This window comes from Limnovirga soli, from assembly GCF_013106755.1.
Lineage (GTDB): Bacteria > Bacteroidota > Bacteroidia > Chitinophagales > Chitinophagaceae > Limnovirga > Limnovirga soli.
Genome location: NZ_WHPF01000021.1, coordinates 16433 through 41696 on the forward strand (window position 1 = coordinate 16433; position 25264 = coordinate 41696).

Sequence of the window (25264 nt, forward strand, 5' to 3'; positions counted from 1 at the left end):
AAAACCTATTTCATTCTTACAGTTATGGCCTTACCGTTATAGTGAATTAACGTTTTGGCTTTTGCATTTTCGATAATGCCGGTATGGTTATCTTTTGTTACCCAAACAATTCTAAATATGCGTTTTGACAGCATGCCTTTAAAACTGCCCTGGCGCTGTTGTATGGTAATGGTTTTGTTTTGCTGACTATAGTTTATACCAATATTGGCATAGGCCCCCTGCTCGTAACTATAATTGGTATTTTCATCTTCGTAAAGTGTAAATGCGGCGTCTTTACCCGTAAATACAAACAGTGTAATGGTATCGGCAGGTTTTTCGTTGGTGTACTGCAAAGCAGGCCCAACCGGAATGATAGCACCCTCTTTTACAAATAAGGGCAACCTGCCATAAGGCGCATCGGCAGTAATGGTTTGTGCACCTTCATAAAACTGGCCATTATAAAAGTTATACCAACCCTGGCCGGCAGGCAGGTATACATTACGGCTTTTAGCCCCATAATTATATACCGGGTTTATTAACAACGAGGGGCCAAACATATATTGATCGTGGATATTATAAGTGGCTGTATCTTTTTCAAAATCCATTACAAGGCCACGCATAATGGTGTAATTATTATGATAGGTTTGGCCTGCTATTGAATAGATATATGGCATAAGTGCATACCGCAGCTTATCGTAATATAACATGCTGTTATAGGCTTCGTGCCCCTCGGGTGACGTATTATAAATTTCACGATAGGGGTATTGACCATGCACCCTGAACAAAGGACAAAATACACCAAACTGATACCAGCGGGTATTAAGTTCGCGCCACTCTTCCAGGTCTTTTGAATTCGGTTTTTCGTAGCGGTGCTCTACAGCAAAACCGCCTATATCCATTGTCCAGTAAGGCAATCCACTCATGCTAAAATTGATGCCGGCAGTTATTTGCGCCTTCATATCTTCCCAACGGGAGGCAATATCCCCACTCCAGGTAGCTGCTGCATAGCGTTGCAAACCGGCAAAGGCCGACCGGGTTAAAATAAACACCCTGCTGGTATCATTTACTGATCGTTGACCTTCATAAATGCCTTTGGCATTTTCTAATGGGTAGGCATTTAAATATTCTTCTGCTAACCCTGCAGCAAAGGGCTGCATTTCTTCTTTACGTTTTTGTGGACTAACATTGGACAGAATATCTGGCTCGCTGGCATCCATCCACCAGGCATCAATGCCTTTGTTATATAGTTTGGTATTAAGCAAATCCCAAAAACCTTTTTGCGCATCTTTATTAAATGCATCGTAAAATGTAGATACATAGCCTTTGCCAATCCAATCTCTTTGACCATTGGCAATATTGCGGGTGTATAACCAACCTTTGGCGTTAAACTGATTATAAGCATCAATATTTTTATAAAATTTTGGCCATACAGAGATCATGAAATGTGTATGGTATTTTTGATGCAATAGTTGTATCATGCTATCTGCATTGGGGAAACGCGTGGTATCAAATACCTGACTACCCCAATCGTCCTGTTTCCAGTAACTCCAGTCCTGCACAATATTATCCAGCGGGATTCTTCTTTTTCTAAACTCATCAACAGTTTGTAAAATTTCCTTTTGAGAGGTATACCGCTCCCTGCTTTGCCAAAAACCCAACGCCCAGGAAGGCAACATGGTAGCTTTGCCCGTTAGCAAACGGTAACCGGCAATTAGGCTATCTATATTTTGGCCATATACAAAATAATAATCCAGATGTTTACCCGCTTCTGAAGAAAAGCCAAAGCTGTTTTTATCTGCTTCGGGCACGGGATTTAACCATTTAACGGAGATATAAGATTCTCCCCCATCTGGAATCCACTGAATACGAATTTGATATTTGTTGTTTTGTTGCAGAGGCAGATTAAGCAATGCCACACCTGGGTTCCAGGGCTGGCGCCATCTATCCAGCAATAAAGAATCGTTTAGCCATACTTTCATATAACCGCCATAGGTAAACCTAAACTTATGCATACCCGTAAAGCCTGATTGAATTGCACCTTCCCAGGTAATAGCACCATGTGCTACGTCAAAGTCTGCCGGGAGAAACAATTTAGAATCATTTAAAAACTCGTAGTTAATATCAGATTCTGCTTTGGTAAAAGCTACCTGCGATAATTGGTTATGGTTGTTACTATAACTTGCCGTAAGCCAGCCTTCCTTATTATTCTTATCAAATAGTTTTAGGCTGCCAATAGATTGGAATGGCCTGGTATCGCCCACCCGGCTTATAGAATTATTATCCCATAAAATACCATATTGATGATTGGACACCAGAAAGGGCACGGCCACTTCGGTATTATTCTGGAAAAAAGTTACCTGCTGGTTGCGGTAATTATACATATCATCCTGGTGCTGGCCTAGTCCATAAATGGCATCATTGGGCGCCAGTTCAAAGAGTTGGTTTATTTGCCAGGATGGCTGTCCGCTAAATACAACAGGTTGCAGGTGGCGGCCATTATAGGGGCGCTCAGCTAAAACAGGCGTACCGTCCGGTTTGGTAAATGAAACCGTACCGGTTGAACATTGAACAGTAACAATTAGCGAATCGGTTTTTACTATAATAGCATTGCTTATACTATCTGCCTGCCAATTTACTGCAGGTAAATTTTTATAGTTAGTGATTAAACTTTCAACCGCTGGGAAGGTTGCTGATGGGCTTGCCGTTACACGTATGATGGTGGGGCTTATTATTTGTACCCTAACGGCACCTGTACCACCCGATATGTTATTGTTAGTATAAATTATTACACCATTAGCTGTTTTTACAAACTCCTGAGCATATGCTTTGGTAGTTAATAAACAAAGAAAAGCACCAAAGAAAATTAAAATGCGTGCCCCTATATGGTTGGCTTTTTTGGTCATTGCAATTGGTTAGATTTTTGGCAGTTTTGAAAATGATTATTGGCATTTTCTTTACATGCTGAAATTATTGGCACCAGGTGGATTGTATGGTAACCAAATGCTAATGAATAGGTATCGAAATGTTAAGGGTAGGGTATAAAATGTTTATTTAAAGGGTGCTAAATGTTAACTACCTCAAAAAAATATGCATTCAGATTAATTTTACATTGAATATGATTGGGCGGTTTTACCAGCAGCCATAAAGCAAATTTACCTTATTAAAACAAGCAGTTTTTATTCAAAAAACACCCCGTTTGTTGCCATAAAAGAGGAACCCTGAACCGAGCGTGGCAAGTAAAGCCGCCATTTGTATCTGCCGCTCACCACCAAATAATGCATTTAACCACAACCAAAAGCTTTTATTTTTGAGCCAAACGCCAGTGGTACTATTATACCCGGTTGCGTCGCACACTTGTGGGTTCGGCTCATTATGGGGCAAAAAAAATGGCCCGCTAAGTACGAACCATTTAAACCAAAACCACACTCTGAATAAATTATGTTTTAGCGTTTATAAAACTTTGTATCGTCTCTATAACCAGAGAGGTTTAAATACCAGTCGGTATTGGTTAAACCATTGCTTTGTGCCCATTGAATTAGTCTTAAAAAGCCCGACAGAATATCAACTTTTTCCTGCATATAAGGCACATTCTCAGGTATATCCAGCACCCAGGTTAGGTTTAGCTTGCTTTTATAAAAACTACCAATACCGGGTATTGAATTATCCTGCGCGGTACCAAATAAAGCTGCATTGGCTTTAGAAGTGGGCAACGCATTGGTTATATGCACTTCACGGCCCCTATCCTGATTTACAATAAGAAATGGATTTACATTGGCATCGGCCGGGTCTATCATTCTTTCGGGGTTAAACTTGATGCTTAGCTGCACAGTATCGGGGGTAACATAGGGCTTGCCCATTGTAGTATTTACGCCAATTGAGCCAGGATTGGGCATATGTTCGCTTACATTATCGTACACAATTACCGTGGCGTATTGCTGATTAGCTTCGGTGCCATTGGCAGATACCTGTAACCAGGATGCACCATTGGTTTTAACACCGGTTACCTGTGTTACTGCCAGCGGGTCTATATGGTCTAACTGAATACCAAAGCCATTTTTAAAGGTGGCCCCCATGGCTTTTACAATATAAGTAGCTTTTATTTCTACCAGTTTGTTATCGGCATTAGTAACTTTTATGATGCGGTAATTCATTACCAGATCGTTAAAATCATAATCGCCGGTGCCGGGCCAAAGGTCTTCGAACATTAATGTGCCATAAGATTTACCGGAAGGATAAAAACTATTATATGCTTTTGTTGGATCTAGTGGATAAGCATCCGAATCATCAGATACACCATCATGATCAGAATCGTTTAGCGCCCCCAATTCATAGCAGTTATTAGAGGGGTCGGCCCAATAAAAACCGGGAATATGCAAATCATCTGCATTAAACCGAGAAGTACCACCATTACCCACAAAACTGATTTGTATTTTATAGAGCTGGTTATTATCGGCCAAACCAGCGGGTATGGGGAATGACAAATTTTGAGCCGTAACAGGCAAAGGCGTTTGAGCACTATACGTATAGGTGATAGAATCAAAAGGCATAAGCGTGCCCTCCCTGCGGTTGCCATTGGCCGAATATGGAATATATGATACAATTACCCTTCTTATGGTAGCATTAGCAGGTTCTTCAAACTTAATTTTGAAAGTAATATTGCCTGCCGATAATTTCATAAACGGCGATTTTACAAAACAGGATGCCGGAGATAAACTTGTGGGCACATCGGTGCGTATAGACCAGTTGCCATTTATAACCTGTCCGCTGGTATTGGTATAATTTACCGCTTCAAAACCCCAACAATTAGCAGCATCATAGTTTTTATTGCCATTCTCGGCAGTAAGGTTAGACAAAGCTACCTGTGCCTGTATTTGCAATACGGCAAAAAACGATGCCATTAATACACCAACTGTTTTATAAAATGTTTTTACACAAATCATTGCTTATACAAAAGTTTTAGGGCTTATTAATTAGACAAATAATTAAATGAAATATTGTTACCGGTTACCTGTATGGTTTTATGAATAGAGCCATAACTGATTAATACCGTGCGTACATGTTCGGGTAATAAAAAAACGGCTTGTTTATTTTGGCTCATGGCAATATTGGCAGAAAAATATACTTCACTCCTATCTTCAGAAGTTATGAACAGCGTATTTTTTACAGGTACCGAAGTGGCAATTCCCTCAACGTTTACTGCAACCTGGCGGGCATTATTCCATTCAAAAGATGAGTTTACTTTAATATCAGCAAAAGTAGATGCAGCTTGCACCACAGGCTCAACAGGAGTTACAGTAGTTGGTTTTTCTACAGCCTTTGTACAGGATGTAGTACTTACTGCCGTAAATAATAAAATGGAAACAATCTGGTGAAGCTTGTTTTTCATGATCTTGGTTTTGGGTTGCTTTGAATTTACTCTTGTCAGTGCTTCTAAATTGATGCTGTAGAACCTTTGGATAAAGGGTTTAAAAACATAGGATATAGGCTTTTAAATCGAAGGTCTCACAGAATACAAAAAGATTTTAAAACTGGTTACTGCATCGAATAATTCTAGTGCAATTTAGATTTTGTAGCCGGGCCTGCTTACTGCTAAACGCTTTTTGGATAGCCGTATTAGACAGCATTTTAATATTTGGCCTGATACCAGCTGCAGATTTTCATGGCATCTTTACTTGCGTCGCAATCCTTTCATCGGTTGACTAAAATGCAGCTTTAAACAGTTGTTGCTTTTAAATTGGCCCATTATTTTGTTGCTTATTGCGGTGCAGTACAAGAGTGCGACGCAAGTAAAGACCAGTGATGTACCATTGCCGGGTACATAAAAACATTAGAACATAAATACTCCTATTTTAAACAAACTGGCCAGTGCAGTTATTCCTCCTTCTTTTTATCGGCTGCCTGCTTGCGTTTGGCGGCAGCATACTCAGTAGGCACAAGGTTAAATGCCATTTTAAAATATTTGGTAAAATATTTTGGGTTGTTAAAACCCACTTCGTAGGCCACTTGCGCCACGGTTAAATTGCTTTTCTCTAATAAAAGTGCCGCTCTGGTAATTCTAATGGAGCGGATAAACTCGATGGGGGTTTTACCTGTTAACGCAAAAATTCTTTTATATACAGATACGCGGCTCATAAATAATTCGCGGCTTAATTCCTCTACAGAAAAATTGGTATCGGATAAATGTTTTTCTACAATCTCCAATGCCTGTTGAATAAATTTTTCATCGGCGGATTCAAAAGCTACCTCAGTTGGTTTTATTTCTACCTGCCGTGTAAATGCTTTTTTAAAAGTAGCCTGCGTACTTAACAGGTTTCTAATCCGCGAAAGCATTATTTCGAAATTAAAGGGCTTGGTCATATAATCTGATGCGCCGGTTTCGAGGCCTTGCAGTTGTTGTTCTTCGCCTGAGAAGGCCGTGAGCAAAATTACAGGCACCTGTTTGGTACGCACATCTCCCTTAATTTTTTTACATAATTCAATACCATTCATAATTGGCATACCAATATCGGTTATCACCAACTCGGGGTGCATGGCCAGCACTTTTTGCCAGCCTTCTTTGCCATTGCCTGCTTCCACTATTGTATAGTATTCCTTTAGGTTATCTTTTAAGTAAAACCTAAAATCTTCATTATCTTCTACAATTAAAATAACCGGCTTTTTATTCGCTGTTGAAGGCGTTACCGTTGCTGGTAATGTGGCTGTTTCATTTGTTTCATCATCAGCAAAAAGGTCTGTTTCTTCTTCGGGTGTTAATACCTGCTTATCTTGAAGTAAATCAGCTTCAGCAAGTATTGCAAAGGGAATAATAACAGTAAAGCAGCTGCCTTTATCTGATTCACTTTCTACGCTAATATTTCCATTATGCAGTTTTACAAATTCTTTTGTGATAGATAAGCCAATGCCACTACCCTGGTTTACAATGGTACCCGGCAAATCGTGTTGAAAAAACCGGTTAAAAATATCTTTATGTTTTTCTGCGGGTATACCAATACCGGTATCTATTACTTTTATGGCCAATAAACACCTGTTTTCGGCATTTGTACCCAATGCATCTACCTGAACACTAATGCTGCCATTTTCTGGTGTAAACTTAAAGGCATTGGATAGCAGGTTAAATAAAATTCTTTCAATTTTATCCTGATCAAATTGGGTATACAATTGAGGAACAGAGGCATGAAAGCTGAATCGAATATGTTTATTGCCCGCTATATCTGTAAAGGAATAAGAAATATCTTTTATGAATTTGATAATCTCTCCTTTTACAGGATTGAGCCTTAATTCCTGCACTTCCATTTTTCTAAAATCGAGCAACTGGTTCACCAGATTTAGCAAACGCCTGGCATTTCTGTGTATAAGTAAAAGTTGCTTTTTAGCGTCGTAATCGGTGGCCTGCCTGATAATTTTATCCAGCGGACTTAATATTAGGGAAAGCGGTGTTCTAAACTCGTGACTAACGTTGGTAAAGAATTTTATTTTCATTAAATCGAGCTCATGCATTCGTTGTGCCTCTTTACGTTCCTGCGCTAAAGCAAAACGCATGGTTGCCCGCTCAATAATCATTTTTCTGGCCAAAAACAATATGCCTGCAATGGCAGCCATGTACAACAAATAAGCAAGCGGTGTTTTCCAAAATGGTGGCAGGATCGTTATTTTTAAAGCTGTTGGTGTTTGGTTCCAAATATTATCATCATTAGAAGCTTTAACCAATAAGGTATATTCGCCGGGATCGAGGTTGGTATAGGTAACTTTTCTTGACTTACTATCGCCTGGTTGCCAGTCTTTATCAAATCCTACCAATTTAAATTCGTAGCGGTTTTTCTCAGTATTGGCAAAGCTTAATGCAGCAAATTCAAGGGTAAATATATTTTCATCGTAGCGCAGGGTAATTTGCTTTGTAGTGGCAATAGATTCGGATAAAATTACATGTCCATTCAGCACATCACCCACATTAACAGTACGGTTAAACAATTGAAAACCGGTAAAAGCTACCTGTGGCAGATTGGTATTAAAAGTAATAGCATTGGGTTCAAATAAATTAAACCCATTATTACCGCCAAAAAGCAATTCGCCCCTGCTTGTTTTAAGAGAAGCTTTTACATTAAATGTTTTGGCTTGTAAACCATCCAGCTCATTATAGTTTTTACAGGAAATATGATAGCCGGATTTGTCCCGCTTTGGTGTAATACATGATAATCCATTAGGCGTACTTAACCATATTCGGTGGTCTTTATCCTCCAGCATATCCAAAGTAGTATTGTCGGGCAAGCCATCATTGATACTGAACGATTGGAAGGTTTTTGATTTTTTATCAAACACATTTAATCCATCCCTTGTACTAATCCAAATATTACCCAAATGGTCTTTTAAAAAAGAAGTAGCATTATTATTACTAAGCGGATGGGAGGGAGAACCATAATGGATAAATTTTTGGGTACGCGTATTCATTACATCAATACCATCTGCTGTAGCAATCCATAATGTGCTATCGTCATCAAAAAGTAAAGAAGATAGATAACCTGTATGTAATCCTGTTTCAGCACCGGCTTTATAATGAGTAAACTGTTTTGTAACGGGATTATATTTATCTAACCCTCCGGAAAGGGTAGCTATCCATAGGGTACCTGATTTATCTTCCTTAATATCCCAAACCCGGTCATCAGAAAGGCTATTGATATTGGTTTCGCTATGCCGGTAATGAATAAAATTTTTGCCATCATAACAATCCATTCCTCCAAAATAATAGCCAATCCATAAACGGGATAAATGATCTATAGACAGGCTTACCACCACATCATTGGCAATGCTATTACTATTAAATTCGCTATGGCGGAAAATCTGATAGGTATTGCTGTTTCTATCAAAATAAAACAGCCCGCCACCATTAGAACCAATCCAGATATTGCCCTTTGCATCCTCTACAAATCTGTTTATATCATCATAGGGTAAACTGTTTATATCAGAAGACTTATGCCTGTATAGCGGAAACTTAAATACACTTTCATGGTAAAAACAAACGCCTCTTTTATAAGTTCCAGCCCATACTATACCCAAATTATCTTTGTATAAAGCGTATATACTGTTTTGAGCGAGGCTGGTTATATCGTCTTCACTATTACTAATAATATCTGAGGTAAAATCTTTCTTATCAATAATGTTTACACCCCCATGATCCGTACCTATCCAAATTTTGCCCTTATTATCCTGCACAACCCCATTTACCACATCGTTATTGAGCTGCCCATTTTTACTTGACAAATGTGTTACTTTTTTTGTTTTGGCATTTACATAAAAAACTCCTGAATTATCTGATGGCGTAAATAACCAAATATCATCATCATTGTCTACATAAATCCGGTATCCATATGTTTGATTACGGGCTTCTGCCAAAGGAATTGAGGTGCGATAAACCACTTCATTTTTTTGGGTATTAAACAGTTCCAGTATCCCGTTTTTATGAAAAACAACCAGGTTGTTTTTGGAATCTTTCTCTATATCTTCAATAAACGAACTGTCAATGGAATTGGCTTTGCCATGTATATGTTTAAATGAGGTAGTTGATTTTTTTGCATCAATTTTAAAAATTCCGGCATCGGCATAAGCAAACCAATATTGCTCTTTTATTTTTACCGCATTTTTAAAATAATAAAAGGGAAGGCCAAATTTGTCAAGATAGGTTTTAGCATTAATAAAATGCTCTGTTATCGGGTCATAAATATTTACCCCACTCATGGTTTGCACCAACATTTTGTTTTCCGGTGCGTCGGCAATACGTCTTACAAAATCATCATCTATAGATTGTGAGTCTCTGATATTGTGATGGAATACTTTAAAGCCATATCCATCAAAACGGTTAAGACCCGACATGGTGCCAAACCATATAAATCCTGTAGCATCCTTATAAATACAATTCACCTGATTATGAGACAACCCATTGGTATTATCCAAACGCGAAAACTGGTACTGCTTTTTTTGGGCAAAAAGCACATAGGGGCACACACAGCAATAACATACCAGTAAAATAAATAATACTCTCATAGGCAACAACAAACATAACACATTAGTTAGCTCGTTTGCACAAACTTACCGTATTGGATAATATTGTATCTCAACTAACTAATTTTTCAATAAGGCGATGGGCTAACTGATGTCCAACCACCATCCACCACCAAACTTTGGCCGGTAATATGCCGAGATAAGGGCGATACCAAAAACAACGCCGCATGGGCAATATCAGCCACGGTTGCAGGCCTGCCCATTGGGGTGATACGGCTCCAGGTTGCATCATAAGCCACATCGGCACTGGTACGCTCGGTAACGGTTGCACCGGGAGCAATGGCATTTACACTTATTTTAAATGGAGACAGTTCTACCACCAAACTTTTGGCCAGCATTTCCAATGCCGCTTTCGTCATACCATAGGCCGTTAACTGTTGGTGCGCCTGATGTCCGGTAACGCTAGACATAAACAAAATACTTCCCCCACTCTGTTGCTCTGCCATCTGTTTGGCGGCAGCCTGCGCCAAAAAAAAGCTGCCACTTAAATTCACATTCATCACACGTTGTAAGGCAGCGGGCTCGTAACTTAAAAAATCGCCAAACAGGGTGATGCCTGCATTGGCTACAGCAATAGTAATTGCGCCATATCGTTTCACTGCTGCTGCCACCATAGTTTGTATAAAAACCACATCAGCAGCGTCGCCATGCATGGCCATGCAAACGCCGCCCGCAGCATTAATAGTTGCAGCGGCAGTATTTGCCAGCGATTCATCAATATCGTTTAATACCACACAGGCGCCCTGCAAAGCAAGCTGACGTGCAATTTCAAAACCTATACCTACTCCGGCACCGGTTACAACGGCCACCTGATTACGAAATGGAGACTGATTCATGTAATAGTTATTTTGGCAAACAATCAAAGAAATATAGCAAACTACAAGTTCAATATTTTATTATATGGCGTTGCTTTGGGGCCATGCTATAAATTATGTAGCGGCTTTACTTGCGTCGCACACTTGTGCGTTCAAATCTATACGCAGCAAAGCAGCCATTTTCTGATTTCGCAAGTACATCATGATCCATTTTAATCACCCAATTAACTGCTGATATTTGTACCATTCGTACAAGAGTGCGACGCAAGCGGCGATGCTATGAAAACAAATGCCCGGCTCAACTACACTATTGCGGCTAATGCGAATCCCTGCTTACTTCACTACCAGAACTGCCTTGTAAAAAATCAAGATCGGCACCTAAATGGGCCTGTTGCACATGCTGCTGATATAGTTGTACATAGCCACGTGCAGCCATTTGTACCGGCGATTGCCACATCAATTTTCTGCGTTGCAATTCCTCATCGCTTACCTGTAGCTGCAAAGTGCGGGCATGCACATCAAGGTGGATAATATCTCCACTTTGCACCAGCGCAAACACACTACCCACTGCAGCTTCAGGAGAAACGTGTAATACCACCGTACCAAAGCCAGTACCACTCATACGCCCATCGCTGATGCGCACCATATCGGTAATGCCTTTATCCAACAGCTTTTTTGGCAGCCCCATATTACCCACTTCGGGCATACCGGGATAACCCTTTGGACCAACATTTTTTAACACCAGGATACTGGTTTCATCCACTTCAAGGTCTTCAATATCTATACGGGCTTTATAATCTTCAATATTTTCAAATACCACGGCTTTACCGCTATGTTGTAACAAAGCCGGCGTTGCGGCAGATGGTTTTAATACGGCACCATCGGGGCATAAATTGCCTTTAAGCACCACTACCCCGGATTGTGGATTAAAGGGTGCAGCAACTGTACTAATTACATCGCTGTTATAACAAATAGCATCTGTATAATTCTGCTGCATTGTTTTGCCATTTACTGTAATTACATCCTTATGCAAAAAAACATCCAGCTCTTTTAATACAGCAGGCAGTCCACCGGCATAAAACAAATCTTCCATAAAATGCTTGCCGGATGGTTGCAGGTTGGCAATTAATGGAATATTGGCGGAGAGCCTGTCAAAATCATCCATATTCAGGGGAACACCTACCCTGCCTGCAATGGCCATTAAATGAATCACAAAATTGGTAGAGCCTCCAATAGCGGCATTGGTTATTATAGCGTTTTCAAATGCCTGTTTATTTAAAATTTGAGACGGTGTTAGCTGTTCATTTACCATGGCTACAATTCGCTGGCCGCTCATATGTGCCAATACTTTTCTGCGCGAATCAGCGGCAGGAATTGCAGCATTTCCTGGCAAAGAAAGTCCCAGCGATTCTATCATACAGGCCATGGATGAAGCTGTACCCATAACGGCACAATGGCCTTTGCTACGGGCCATGCAGCCTTCGGCAAACTCGAATTCTTCATCACTCATTTCTCCTGAGCGATTGGCATTATCAAAACGCCATAAATCTGATGTGCCGATATTTTGCCCTTTGTATTTACCGGTAAGCATGGGCCCGCCAGAAACTACAATAGTGGGAATATTAACGCTGCATGCACCCATTACCAGGGCCGGTGTAGTTTTATCGCAACCGCAAAGCAATACTACAGCGTCTAATGGATTGGCACGGATAGATTCTTCCACATCCATACTTACCAGATTGCGGTATAACATGGCCGTGGGTTTCATTAGGGTTTCGCCTAATGACATTACCGGAAATTCAACAGGAAAACCACCTGCTTCGTAAATACCATGCTTTATAGATTCAGCCAATTCCCTGAAATGGGCATTACAAGGGGTAAGTTCGCTCCAGGTATTGCAAATGCCAATTACGGGTTTTCCTTTAAATTCATGAGATGGAATGCCCTGGTTCTTCATCCATGCACGATAAATAAAACCGTCTTTCCCTTTTTTACCAAACCAGTTTGCACTGCGCAATGTTGAAGACATGATTGTTTTTATTTGAATATGGTAGCAATACTTTCACTATGGAAAGATAAAATAAAAACACGTATGCCCTTGTCAATAATTAGCGTAGTTACTGCTCTTTTATTTGCGCCTCTTTATCTACCACAATTTGTGGTTTGTTTTTAAAGGTTTCTATCTTGCCTGTTACGCAAACGGTTTTATTTTTAAATTTTTCTTCCGGGGCATAGGTGAAATTTTTTCTATCGTCGCCCCAAATAACCAGGGTTAGTTGTTGATTGGGGTAGGCCGCACCCATGTTAATAAAAGTGGGTTTATTCTTTGTGGCATCAAGGTATTTGCCGCCATAAATTTTACCACAAACCGTTACTGTTTGCCCAATATATTTCGAAGCATCTTTGGGCTGAATAACTGTTTGTGAAATACCGGAAAATGCAATAAAGGCAAGGGGTGCCAGGAGAAGAATTGTTTTGATCATAACATCAGTTTTTAAGGTTATACATAAAAAAATACTTCGTTAGAAGCATAGGGCTTTATGCAAAATAGGATTGCTGATGCTGACGAATACTAAAATAAAAAAAATATTTAAAATGTCAAAGTGAAAATATTGGCCTTTTTTGTTTTTGCTGCATTTTTTGCCGCCATAAAAGAGGAACCCTGAACCGAGCGTGGCAAGAGGCGTTAAATAGCAAAACCAGAGATGGGCCAATAATATATGCAAACAGCACCTGCATAAAACTACAGGTGCTGTTTGCTTTGTAAAATTACATTACCAATTAAGGGGCTACATCAATATGGATTGTATTACGCTGTATACTTTTTGCCTTATTATTAAAAGCAGGTATTTTGGTATTAATAATGGTTTGCAGGTGCTGTAGTTGCAAATCAATTTTTTGGGTTAGATCGTTGTACACCTGGTACATTCCCTTTGTTGGTTTTGAATCGGCTAATTGCAACAAATAATTCATGGTAGCCAGTTTTTCTTCGAGCTTTAGCGGAAAACGCAGATTATCTTCATTGGCCTGAATTTTCTCGTTAAATAACTCATCTTTTATAGCAGTTATATCCGCTATTATTTGCTGGCCTTCCTGTTTAAATGGTTGGGCATTGGCGGAATCTGTAATACTTCCAAGAAAATCATTTATTTGCCGGGTAATTTGCTTTATTTGGGCAGTACCCGCCGATAGCTGATTAAGCTTTTTGCAAATATTAAGGTTTAAATCAAATTGCTCCTGCAAATCGGCGATGGTGGCAGCATTGCGTGGATCGCGTAGGATGGTAAATGTCTGCTCGTTTACCACCACTCCATCGGCAAAAAACTTTGCCTTATAGGTACCGGGCACTATAACAGGGCCTTGCAAACTGGCTTCAAATGTAGCACTGGTATCGCCTTTGGCTTCGGGGTAGCGCATATTCCAAACAAATTGATTAATTCCCGGCACCGCTTTAAGCATATTGGCAGCTAGCTGCTTTTTGTTTTCGTAAAAGGCGGCGGCAGGCTCAGCATTATCGCCTTTGGAATCTTTTATGTTGGAATAGGCAATTATACTATCGCCGCTATTGGTATAAAAGGCCAGCTTAATTTCACCGGCAGGTTTTGTTTGCAGGTAATAACGGAAAATTACCCCATTGGACAGATTTTGACCATCGTGAATACTTTCACCATTACCTAATGAGCCACCGGTACCGGGAAAGCGATAGGTAGCCCTTGGCTTAAACAGAAATGCTTTTGCTTTTGCAGCATCGTTTAACTGGTAAATGGTAGTAAGATCGTCTAATATCCAGAAAGAACGGCCATGGGTGGCTATTACCAAATCGTTTTCCCTGCTTTGAATTTGTATATCATGCACAGGTGTATTGGGCAAATTCAACTGCAGGCTTTGCCAGCTGGCGCCATCATCAAAAGAGATCATTATTCCGGTTTCCATACCTGCATACAATAAACCCTTGTGTGTGGGATCTTCCCGTACGCACCGGTTGTATACATGCTCATCTAGTCCATTGGTAAGCATTACCCATGTTTTGCCATAATCTGCTGTTTTTAAAATATAAGGCCTTTCATCCCCACTTTTATAACGGGTTGCAGATACATAACAAACAGCAGCATCAAAATGGGATGGTTCTACATAGCTTATCAAGGCAAAGGCAGGCAATGAAGGAGGTGTAACATTCGCCCAGCTTTTACCATTATCGGTGCTTATATGTACCAGTCCATCATCACTACCCGCCCATAAAACGCCTGCAGTTACGGGGCTTTCTGCAAATGCAAATATGGTTGCATATGTTTCGGTACCGGTAATATCAAGTGTAATGGGGCCACCACTGGGTTGTAAAGTAGATGTATCGTGCCGGGTAAGATCGGGGCTAATATCCTCCCAGGATTGGCCTCCATCAAAACTGCGGTGTACTATATTGGAGGTAGCATATAAACATTTGGGATTATGAGGTGAAAATCCAATTGGATAAGTCCAGTTAAACCTGTATTTATATTTAGAGGCTCCAATGCCATAGTTCTGCTCAGGATATACAGAAATGCAGCGGTATTGATCTGTTCTCTCATTAAATGTTGACATTAAGCCATCATATTCCCCACCATAAGTTATGGCGGCATCTGTAGGGTCGGGAACAATATAACCGGCTTCACCTCCACCTACAGGGTGCCAGTCTTTATCAGCAATAATATCACTGGCAGTGCGGCTTTTAATTTTTATGCTGCTATTATCCTGCTGCGGACCATAAATATTATAAGGGAATTCATTATCCAGGTTTACATGGTAAAACTGTGCTGTTGGCAAGTGTTGTGCCGTAAAATTTTTACCCCCATCAAACGTGATTTGCGGACCACCATCATCGCCCATTATCCAGTTATTGGCATCGGTGGGGTTAATCCACATGTCGTGATTATCGCCATGCCTGTTATTTACTACTTTCCAGGTGGCACCATCATCAATAGACTTCCAGAACTCTACATTTAAAACATATAAAGTATGCTCGCTTTTGGTATCGGCAAATAACTGGCTAAAATACCAGGGCCGCTGTGTAAGATCATTTAATGTACTTACCCGGCTCCAGCTAGCACCCCCATCTTCTGAGTGGTATACGCCATACTGTTCATTTTCTACAATAGCCCAAAGCTTATTATGGTTTACCGGTGATACGGTACATATAATTTTTCCTTTTAACCCTTTTGGCATACCGGGATTTTCTGAGATTAAAGTCCATGTATCACCACCATCGGTAGACTTATACAAACCACTACCCTTGCCGCCGCTGCTTAATGAGTAGGGTGTTCGCCATGCCTTCCACATAGATGCGTATAGTATAGCCGGGTTTATTGCATCCATTTTAACATCAACGCAGCCGGTTGTATCATCCACAAATAATACCTGTTGCCAGCTTTTACCACCATCTTTACTGCGAAACAAGCCACGTTCCTTATTGGGAGTTGGTCCCCATATTTTACCTTGTGCAGCCACATAAACCAAATCAGGATTTTGGGGATGCACTACAATGGAGCCTATGGCATTAGACTGGGTTAAACCCATATGCTGCCATGTTTTACCGGCATCAATGCTTTTGTAAACGCCATCGCCAAAAGATATATTACCCCTCATTTCCACTTCGCCCATACCAGAATATACCACATTTACATTACTGGCGGCAACCGCCACAGCGCCCACTGAGGAAGAATGAAATACAGTATCGCTTACCACATCCCAACTATTACCCCCATCCGTAGTTTTCCAAACACCGCCACCTACTGTACCGGCATAATACACCATATTATTGCCAGGTATGCCTGTAACAGCAATACTTCTGCCACCTCTGAAAGGGCCAATATTACGCCACTGCAAACCTGTATATATCTCAGTATTATTGTTTACTGGAATTACTGGTGCAGCTTGACCCTTTTTTTTGGTTTGCCCCTCTGCCACCAATGTAAAAAAACAGGCTGCTATAACGCAACAAAAAATATTTACACGATTCATAACCGAAAATTTATGAGGAAAGTTAACAACAATGCTGCGGACTAAATATTAGATTTTAAAATCTTTGCCAAAATGAGGGGATACCAGCTATAGAACAAATGGCAACTACTCTTGCGTCGCAATCACTTTATCGTTCTGTTTTCATGGCGGCAATGCAATAATGGATTGTATATTGTACGCAACAACAAATGCCTGGGATCCTTTTAAAAAATCAGCAATGCTTTAAAATAATTTAGTGTGTATGATTTTCGTCAGCATTTAATTAATTATGGTTAATTAAGACTTACCAAAAACGATTTGATAAAAGTAAATTTTATTGTTTAATAACAATTACAATTTTTAACTAAATAATTAAACAGGAAAAATGCAATAGTCAAGTAAATGAATGTAAAAGTTTAAAAACCAGTAATTTATAATATTCCGGCAATATGCATTTGTGTAAAGCTGCATTGAGTTGTAGCCGTACAAGTGTGCGACGCAAGAGCAGCTGCCCATTGAAATAATGCCCGGCTACAAATAAATATTCATACTGACTAGAATCAATTGTTTGAACAACGAACGCAAGGGATAATTTTATAAATTTGAAGACTGTTACAATGACACTATAAATTATTAGTGCAAAAAACGGTTGCCATTCTTTGGTACACTAAAAAATATACATGAACACAAGAGAATCTAACCATTTTGCATTTTCAAAAAGCACATCGGAAGATGCGCGAATGGCGCTGCAAAATTTACTTTCTACATTTTCCAATACAGCAAAAGATGCCATTTTAGCGGCTATAATTAATAATCCCAATGCCGGTATTTGCATAACTGATAAAGATGGATTTATTGTAGCAATTAATGAAGCTTTTTCAACTCTTTCAGGGTATAGTAAGGCAGAGCTAACTGGTAGTTATTTTACCAAATTTTTACCGGCTGCTACCCAAAAAGAACAGCAATTATTGTATCATAAAAATGGCTATAAAGTACCTGTTTTTATATTGGATGAATTGTTGGAAAAGCAGGCTCATAATAGTTATAATATTACAATATTAACTGAAACAAAAATTAACGGCGAAAGTATTAATACACATATAGCCAACGAAAAATTCCGGGATATTATTGGCAATGCCATGCATGCTTTTTTTATACAATCTTCAACCGGAGCAATACTTGAAAATAATGATGCCACATTGGAATTATTTGGCTACTCAGCCATTGAACTGCCGCAAGTAAATATTAATGAGCTGTTTGATATAAACTCGCAGGAATGGCAGGATATTATTAACACCAGAGCAAATACCGGCAAAGCAAAGGGAGAAGTAAAAGCAATTAAAAAAAATGGGGAAGTTTTTAGCTGCGAAATTTTTACGGTAGCCTTTACTGATAAAGGTAATCAGCAATGTATTGGCAATGTGGTAATGGATCTTTCACTGATTAAAAAGCAGGCCATAGAATTACAGCAGATTAATCATGAAATGGAAATTATTCTTGATAATACAGAGGAAGTATTCTTTGTTATTAATACCCAATTAGAAATTCTAACTTTTAATAAAGCAGCTAAAATAAAAACAGCCCGGTTTTTAAACATAAACCTTAATAAAGGCTTATCGTTTTTGGCCCTGGTACCTTCAAAAAAACAAAAGCTTTTTGCCAATGCATTTGCAAACTTGCAAATGGGCAAAACCATTCATACCAAGCATACATTTTTATACGCCAGTGAAATGGCATGTATATATGATATTGTATTTACTCCAATCTCTGACGAATATGGCAACAACAATAAATTTATTGTAAATGCCCGTGATATTACTGCTGAGGAAATTGCAAACCGGGAAATAAAAAAATCCCGGCATATGATTAAACTAAACGAAAGAAGGTACCGGGCCCTTGTTGAAAATGGTGCCGATGCCGTTGTGATACTTACCGAAGACGCAAAACCATTATATGTTTCCCCAAGTGCGTATAAAATATTGGGGTATAAAGAAGAAGATGCCGATCACCTGGATATGTTTTCGCTTACACACTCCGAAGACATACCCTACGTTATAGATGTATGGCAAAAAGTTCTTGAAAACCCCGGAATACCCATACGTGGCTATACTTCTAGAATATTGCATAAAAACGGAACCTGGAGATGGATGGAGGATACGATTACCAATCTATTACACGACCCCTCAGTAAATGGTATAGTAGATAATTTTAGGGATGTTACTGATAAAATTGAAGCCGATGAAAAGCTGATAAAAAGTTTTAAAGAAATATCTGATTATAAATTTGCATTGGATGAATCCTGTATTGTAGATATATCAGACCAGCATGGCACCATATTACAGGTGAACGATAATTTTGTAAAAATTTCCAAATACAGCGCTGCAGAAGTTGTGGGCAAAAATCATAACATTGTCAACTCTGGCTACCACGATAAAGCCTTTTTTGAAAATTTATGGCAAACTGTTAATGCAGGCAAAGTATGGCGGGGCGAAATAAGAAATAAAGCCAAAGACGGATCTCTGTATTGGGTGGATGCCACCATTGTACCCTTCTTAAATGAGGACGGCAAGCCTTATCAATACCTGGCTATAACCAACGATATCAGCCATAGAAAAGAAGCAGAGAATGCTCTGGAAATAAGCAACGAAAGATTTGAACTGGCCTCCAAAGCCACTTCTGATGCCATTTGGGACTGGGACCTGGTTAGCCATACCAAACACTGGGGCCAGGGCTTTACCACTTTATTTGGCCATACCATCGAGGACCATGCTTACCCCTATTCATGGAAAGAACATATACACCCCGATGACCGGGAAGAAGTAGTACAAAGCATTTATGATGCTATTAACGGAAATGGCAATATTTGGAATAAAGAATACCGTTACCTAAAATATGATGGCACTTATGCTTTTGTGCACGATAAAGGGCTCATTGTAAGAAACAGTCAGCAAAAGGGCATTAGAATGATTGGCGCCATTAACGATATTAGTGAACGTAAACTGGCCGAGCAGCAGTTAAAAGAACTAAATCTGGCACTTTCCCTAAAAGCAGATGAACTTTCCACTTCCAACGCCGATTTACAGGCTTTTGCCTATATTGCCTCACATGATCTGCAGGAGCCACTGCGCATGGTAACCAGCTTTCTTGATTTACTGGAAAGAAAATACGGTAACAAAATTGACGAAACCAGTAAACAATACATTCATTTTGCTGTGGACGGGGCAGAAAGAATGAAAGTGCTTATTAAAGACCTTCTGGCCTATTCAAGGGTAGGCACCAGGGCACTTGAAATAGAAAAAGTAAATGTATCCGAGGTGGTAGAAGAAATAAAACAAACACTCTTCAACGATTTTGATGATAATAAAGCCACCCTTATCACCGAAAACCTACCTACCTACATTATGGCTGGCAAAACAGCTTTTACCCAACTGCTGCAAAACCTGGTGGGGAATGCGCTAAAATACCAGCCTCCTGGCAATACACCCATTATTATCATTACCGCAGAGCAGCAACCAAATCATTGGCTGTTTTGTGTTAAAGACAATGGCATTGGCCTCGACCCCAAATTTTACGATAAAATATTCGTTGTTTTCCAAAGATTACATAACCGGGATGATTATAGCGGAACCGGTATTGGGCTGGCCATTTGCAAAAAAATCGTAGAAAGGTACAATGGCAAAATATGGGTTACCTCAACTCCCGGCAAGGGTTCATCCTTTTATTTTAGCCTACCAATTAAATAATTATAACCGGCAAAAATTAATTATACAATCAATACCATATTGTAGTAATTTTAAAAAGATAAACATTTAAGTAGGTAAGTATTACAGGCTTAAGTATTATTTTCAAAAAAATTTAATTACCCTGTTAAAAACCTGCCGGTATTTGTTTACCAGCTTATAACCATAAATTAAGCATTCTTGTGTCACTCACTTGTACTGTAGATACATTATTCAACAGGCAAAAAAATTATAACTAATGAAGGCAACCAAATAGCAATCGTTTATTCAAAGGCAGCAAAACAAACAGGTATGCATTACTTTAACACCATAGCCTTAACAAAAGCATGCAGGGTTTTATTACCATCTGCTTTTTGTTGTTATTACCTGCCAATTGAACTAACAATTACAAAAGCACCATTACTCAACTAACCCTAACACCAACCTATGACAGAAAATAAAACACTAAAAGCACTTGTTGTAGAAGACAATGAAGGAGATTTCTTCCTGGTAAAAGAATACCTGAGGGAAGTATATACCACAATAAACGTTTCTCACGAAATTCTGCTGGCCGATGCCATTGTAAACCTCTCAATAAACAATTATGATGTTATTCTATTAGACCTTACATTACCAGATAGTAATGGCATGCACTCTATAAAAGAAATCATCGAAGCTGCCAAAGAAAGCCCGGTTATTGTACTTACCGGCTATGCAGATAAAAACTTTGCAGTAGATAGCTTAAAACTAAAAGTGCAGGATTATCTAATAAAAGATGAGGTAAACCCTGCCATCCTATTTAAAAGTATCAGCTACGCCATAGAAAGAAAAAGCATTATTAACCAAATAGAAACATCAGAAGAAAACTATAAATACCTTTTCGATCAAAACCCTATTCCATTATTCCTGTACGATCCGCAAAGTTTCGAAATTATCATGGTAAACGAATCGGCATTAAAACTTTACCAGTACGAAAGAGAAACATTCCTTAAATTAAGCATACTTGATATCAGACCCGAATCAGAAAAGGAACGTATCAGGGAATTTATCCAAAAAACCGAGTTCTCCTCAGGCATTCTCTTTACCGGCGAATGGAAACACCTAAAATCGGATGGCACTTTAATGGAGGTAGAAATTACCACCCACGATTTTATTTTTGAAGGCCGTCAATGCCGCCTCGCGGTTATTAACGATGTTACCGCCCGTAATAAAGCACGTCGCGATTTGGAACAAAGTGAAAAAAGATTCAGGGCACTAATTGAAAACAGCAGCGATGGCTTATGTGTAATAAAAACCGATGGCACTGTTACAGATATCAGCCCTACGGGCAGAAGAATATTAGGACTTACCCAATACCAGCAAATCACCAATTTTAACTACGAAACGGTTCATCCAGATGATATTGATAACGTAGTTACCCTGTTCAACGAAATTATCCACCAGCCCGAAACCGTTAAAACAATGGAATTCAGGGTACATAACTCAAAAAAGGATTATATATGGCTGGAAGTTACTTTTAATAATCAACTGGCAGAACCTACTATTAATGCAGTTGTACTTAACTTTAAAGATGTTTCTCAAAGAAAACTGCAGGAACAGGAACGAACCGCTTTAATTGGAGAACTGGTTCAAAACAACCGGGACCTTAAACAGTTTTCCTTTATTACCTCCCACAACCTGCGTGCCCCATTAACCAACCTGATGGCCATAGCAGAATTGCTGGATATGAATAAAATAAAAGACGAAACCACCCTGGAACTACTAAAGGGTTTTAAAATATCCACCATCCAGCTCAACGAAACATTAAATGACCTGATTAAAATACTTATTGTAAAAGAAAACACTACCCAACAGGTAAAAAATATCTCTTTTGCAGATACTTTTAGTACCGTAAAAAATACGCTGGAAAGCGTCATCACAAAATCTGGCGCCATTATAACAACCGATTTTTCTCAGGCGCCGCAGGCATTATTTAAACTGGCATATATGGAAAGCGTTTTTAATAACCTCATATCCAATGCCATCAAATATGCCCACCCGGGCAGAGTACCAGAAATACATATTTACTCAACCTTTAATAATAAAACCACACAATTAATCTTCCACGATAATGGTTCCGGTTTCGATATGGAGAAAGTAAAAGACAAATTATTTGGCCTTTACCAGCGTTTTCATAATAATAGCGATAAAGGAATTGGTCTTTATCTCATACATTCGCAAATAACAGCCTTGGGAGGTTCCATAGAAGCTGAGAGTACCGAGCATGCCGGCACAACATTTACCATCTCGTTTAAAAATAGTTAGATTATGATACACAAGGTAATGTGCATAGATGACGACACAATTACACTGCGATTATGCCAGATTATTTTAGAAAAGGCCAACTTTTGCGATGAAATTATAACAGTAGAAAACGGCGAACTGGCCCTTGAATATTTCGAAATACAAAATGCATTACCTGCCCCTCAACAAAAATTACCCGGCTTAATTTTTCTGGATTTAAATATGCCTGTGATGGACGGATGGGAATTTCTGGACAGTTTTTCAGACAAATTCTCTTTGTTTCAGCAGGAAGTAAAAATCATCATTCTTTCCTCCAGCGTTAACCCGCAAGACAAAATAAAAGCTGATAACAACCCCAATGTAATTTGTTTTATTTCAAAACCATTAAGCATTTCAGGACTTAACAATTTAAAAGAAATCCCAGATTTAAGATCATTTTTCTCTGCCAGTTAAATAGTTATGTACCGGGCCAATAGCAGGTGGCATCGCCGCTTGCGTCGCACTCTTCAGGGTTCTGTACTATAAGGGGCAATTCGTTTTGCATTGCTGCGCTTACTGCTGCAATACATTCCACCGCACAAGTGTGCGACGCAACGGCTGCTAAATAGTATTACTAATGCCGGGTTCAAAAAAATGTATTAATCAGTAAACTTATACCCCATACCCCTTACAGAGTGTATATGTTTGGGGTTGCGGCTATCTGGCTCGAAATATTTTCTAAAGCTTAAAATAAAATTATCAATAGTGCGGGTGGTAGGGTACACGTTGTAGCCCCATACCATTTGCAGTATTTTTTCGCGGGTAACCACATCGTTTTTATTTTCTATCAACAGTTTTAATAATTGGGTTTCTTTTTTACTTAAATCTACCAATGCACCTGTATGCGTGGTAGCTTGCTGTGCCTTAAAATCGATGGTATTACCGGCAAAAGAATAGGTATCACCCACCGTTTCCTTCACCTGAATTTTCTTGTTTTTCTCAATTAACTTCTCTACCCTCAACAACAATTCTTCCAGGTTAAAGGGTTTGGTAAGGTAATCATCAGCCCCTTTTTTTAATCCCAAAACCCTGTCGCTACCCGTGTTTCGGGCACTTAAAATTAAAATGGGCACATCATTTTGTTGCACACGAATATGCTCGGTAACGGTAATACCGTCAATGCCCGGCAGCATAATATCCATTATAATCAGGTCAAAATATTCGTTTTGCACGGCTTTTAATGCCGCATTGCCATCAAAGGCCGAGGTTACTTCATAACCTTCAATCTCCAGATTTAATTTAAGGGTTTCGTGAAGATTTTCTTCATCCTCCACTACCAGTATACTTGCTTTTGTTTCGGCACTCATATGCTTTGCAGAATTACGGTAAAAATGCTGCCTTGCGGCAAATTATCTTTTATAAGAATTTGTGCTTTGTGATCTTGCACTATGCGTTTACAAAGATATAAACCCAATCCCGTACCTTTTGTAGTACGGGTAGCTTCATTGCCCGAGCGGTAAAATTTTTCAAAAATTTTTTTCTTTTCTGCATCTGCAATACCCATGCCCTCATCAGCAATGGTTAAAACAATTTGGTTATTTTGCTGATTAAGTGATATACTTACCGGCGCCGGAGTTGGGGAATATTTAATAGCATTTTCAATTAGGTTGTTTAGCAGCAATTGCAGCAACATATTTTCGCCCCATACAAAAAGCCCTGGAGTTACTTCTACTTTAAACGATCTTTTTGTAAACCGGGATGTAAACTCATTAGCTATTTGTGTAACCAATTGGCTAATATCTACCTGCTGGTTATTAAGGCTATATTTTCCCGCCTCCAGCTGGGAGGCAATTAATATATTATTGGTAAGAATATTTAAGCGGTTGGTTTCCTGTATGGCAACTGTTAACAGCTTTTGTTGCTGGGCTTCATCCAACTTTCTTTTTTGTAATGTTTCCAGGTTTAATTGGGTTATTGCAATTGGGGTTTTTAATTCATGGGTTACAGCCATCATAAAATTCTGCTGCTGTTGCGATAGCTTTATTTGCTTACGGGTAGCCCTGTATACAAATACAGCACCTACCAAAATAAGTATCAAAAAAATAGAACCTTCTCCAATATATTGTGCAGTTTTTCTTTGCCTTTCATCGGCAATAATGGCTAGTTTTTGTTCGTAGGCGGGGTCATCCTTTTTTATTTCGGCCAGTTTCAAATCAAACATTTTATGGTTCTGTGTTTCCAGCGAAATAAACCACCAAACCAGTGCTGCCACTATATATGCCAGCAAAAAAAGGTATACCCAGGTTATTAATGTAAGTTTTTGTTTTCTTATTCCTGCTATCATGCTAAAAGTTGTTCACCGCAAACGTTTGAAACAAACGGTACAAATGTATAACTGATTTCATTCTTAAATGATTCTTATATATTGTAACACTATAGTATATTTAATAGATAACGGTTGTT

Annotated in this window: 13 protein-coding genes; 3 read left to right on the top strand and 10 right to left on the bottom strand. The window is 39.2% G+C overall.

Annotated features, from left to right (window positions below; genetic code table 11):
* Positions 1 to 5: 5 nt before the first annotated feature.
* From GD597_RS20845 to GD597_RS20880, 8 genes are all read right to left on the bottom strand, one after another.
* Positions 6 to 2882 carry a TIM-barrel domain-containing protein gene (locus GD597_RS20845; RefSeq protein WP_171609855.1) on the bottom strand — a complete coding sequence of 959 codons (2877 nt, stop codon included), beginning with the start codon at positions 2880 to 2882 and terminating at the stop codon, positions 6 to 8.
* Positions 2883 to 3422: 540 nt separating this feature from the next.
* Entirely contained in the window at positions 3423 to 4919 is a 1497-nt protein-coding gene (locus GD597_RS20850; protein WP_171609856.1) for an LruC domain-containing protein, read from the bottom strand.
* A gap of 26 nt (positions 4920 to 4945) precedes the next feature.
* Complete coding sequence (locus GD597_RS20855; RefSeq protein ID WP_171609857.1) at positions 4946 to 5365, bottom strand: hypothetical protein; 420 nt, start codon at positions 5363 to 5365, stop codon at positions 4946 to 4948.
* 485 nt (positions 5366 to 5850) lie between these two features.
* On the bottom strand, positions 5851 to 10014 hold the full coding sequence (locus tag GD597_RS20860) for a hybrid sensor histidine kinase/response regulator transcription factor (RefSeq protein ID WP_216368643.1): 4164 nt from the start codon (positions 10012 to 10014) through the stop codon (positions 5851 to 5853).
* A gap of 86 nt (positions 10015 to 10100) precedes the next feature.
* The gene (locus GD597_RS20865) at positions 10101 to 10868 is read right to left on the bottom strand and encodes an SDR family NAD(P)-dependent oxidoreductase (RefSeq protein ID WP_171609858.1); all 768 of its coding nucleotides are present in this window, start codon (positions 10866 to 10868) and stop codon (positions 10101 to 10103) included.
* Positions 10869 to 11163: 295 nt separating this feature from the next.
* Positions 11164 to 12876 (bottom strand): IlvD/Edd family dehydratase, encoded by a 1713-nt coding sequence (locus tag GD597_RS20870; protein WP_171609859.1) that lies wholly within the window; start codon positions 12874 to 12876, stop codon positions 11164 to 11166.
* 88 nt (positions 12877 to 12964) lie between these two features.
* Entirely contained in the window at positions 12965 to 13330 is a 366-nt protein-coding gene (locus tag GD597_RS20875) for a DNA-binding protein (RefSeq protein ID WP_171609860.1), read from the bottom strand.
* Positions 13331 to 13628: 298 nt separating this feature from the next.
* Positions 13629 to 16841, bottom strand: a complete 3213-nt coding sequence (locus GD597_RS20880) for a WD40/YVTN/BNR-like repeat-containing protein (protein WP_171609861.1) — start codon at positions 16839 to 16841, stop codon at positions 13629 to 13631.
* Between the two features lie 659 nt (positions 16842 to 17500).
* Here GD597_RS20880 and GD597_RS20885 point away from each other — a divergent pair.
* The 3 genes from GD597_RS20885 to GD597_RS20895 all read left to right on the top strand — a co-directional run bounded on the left by GD597_RS20885 (position 17501) and on the right by GD597_RS20895 (position 23275).
* A complete protein-coding gene (locus GD597_RS20885; protein ID WP_171609862.1) occupies positions 17501 to 20563 on the top strand; it encodes a PAS domain S-box protein in 3063 nt (1020 codons plus the stop codon).
* A 423-nt stretch (positions 20564 to 20986) separates the two neighbouring features.
* Positions 20987 to 22843 (top strand): PAS domain S-box protein, encoded by a 1857-nt coding sequence (locus tag GD597_RS20890; RefSeq protein WP_171609863.1) that lies wholly within the window; start codon positions 20987 to 20989, stop codon positions 22841 to 22843.
* Between the two features lie 3 nt (positions 22844 to 22846).
* The gene (locus GD597_RS20895) at positions 22847 to 23275 is read left to right on the top strand and encodes a response regulator (protein ID WP_171609864.1); all 429 of its coding nucleotides are present in this window, start codon (positions 22847 to 22849) and stop codon (positions 23273 to 23275) included.
* A gap of 185 nt (positions 23276 to 23460) precedes the next feature.
* Here GD597_RS20895 and GD597_RS20900 read toward each other — a convergent pair whose 3' ends face one another.
* Together GD597_RS20900 and GD597_RS20905 are read right to left on the bottom strand one after the other, a co-directional pair.
* Entirely contained in the window at positions 23461 to 24168 is a 708-nt protein-coding gene (locus GD597_RS20900; protein WP_171609865.1) for a response regulator transcription factor, read from the bottom strand.
* Positions 24165 to 25145: a sensor histidine kinase gene (locus GD597_RS20905; RefSeq protein ID WP_171609866.1), complete on the bottom strand. Its 981-nt coding sequence runs from the start codon at positions 25143 to 25145 to the stop codon at positions 24165 to 24167. The genes GD597_RS20900 and GD597_RS20905 overlap by 4 nt, the downstream gene beginning before the upstream one ends.
* Positions 25146 to 25264 lie beyond the last annotated feature (119 nt).

Excerpts from the sequence above, each read along its gene's own strand:
- GD597_RS20845 (WP_171609855.1), bottom strand. The coding sequence starts at position 2,882 with ATGACCAAAAAAGCCAACCATATAGGGGCACGCATTTTAATTTTCTTT.
- GD597_RS20850 (WP_171609856.1), bottom strand. The coding sequence starts at position 4,919 with ATGATTTGTGTAAAAACATTTTATAAAACAGTTGGTGTATTAATGGCA.
- GD597_RS20855 (WP_171609857.1), bottom strand. The coding sequence starts at position 5,365 with ATGAAAAACAAGCTTCACCAGATTGTTTCCATTTTATTATTTACGGCA.
- GD597_RS20860 (WP_216368643.1), bottom strand. The coding sequence starts at position 10,014 with ATGAGAGTATTATTTATTTTACTGGTATGTTATTGCTGTGTGTGCCCC.
- GD597_RS20865 (WP_171609858.1), bottom strand. The coding sequence starts at position 10,868 with ATGAATCAGTCTCCATTTCGTAATCAGGTGGCCGTTGTAACCGGTGCC.
- GD597_RS20870 (WP_171609859.1), bottom strand. The coding sequence starts at position 12,876 with ATGTCTTCAACATTGCGCAGTGCAAACTGGTTTGGTAAAAAAGGGAAA.
- GD597_RS20875 (WP_171609860.1), bottom strand. The coding sequence starts at position 13,330 with ATGATCAAAACAATTCTTCTCCTGGCACCCCTTGCCTTTATTGCATTT.
- GD597_RS20880 (WP_171609861.1), bottom strand. The coding sequence starts at position 16,841 with ATGAATCGTGTAAATATTTTTTGTTGCGTTATAGCAGCCTGTTTTTTT.
- GD597_RS20885 (WP_171609862.1), top strand. The coding sequence starts at position 17,501 with ATGAACACAAGAGAATCTAACCATTTTGCATTTTCAAAAAGCACATCG.
- GD597_RS20890 (WP_171609863.1), top strand. The coding sequence starts at position 20,987 with ATGACAGAAAATAAAACACTAAAAGCACTTGTTGTAGAAGACAATGAA.
- GD597_RS20895 (WP_171609864.1), top strand. The coding sequence starts at position 22,847 with ATGATACACAAGGTAATGTGCATAGATGACGACACAATTACACTGCGA.
- GD597_RS20900 (WP_171609865.1), bottom strand. The coding sequence starts at position 24,168 with ATGAGTGCCGAAACAAAAGCAAGTATACTGGTAGTGGAGGATGAAGAA.
- GD597_RS20905 (WP_171609866.1), bottom strand. The coding sequence starts at position 25,145 with ATGATAGCAGGAATAAGAAAACAAAAACTTACATTAATAACCTGGGTA.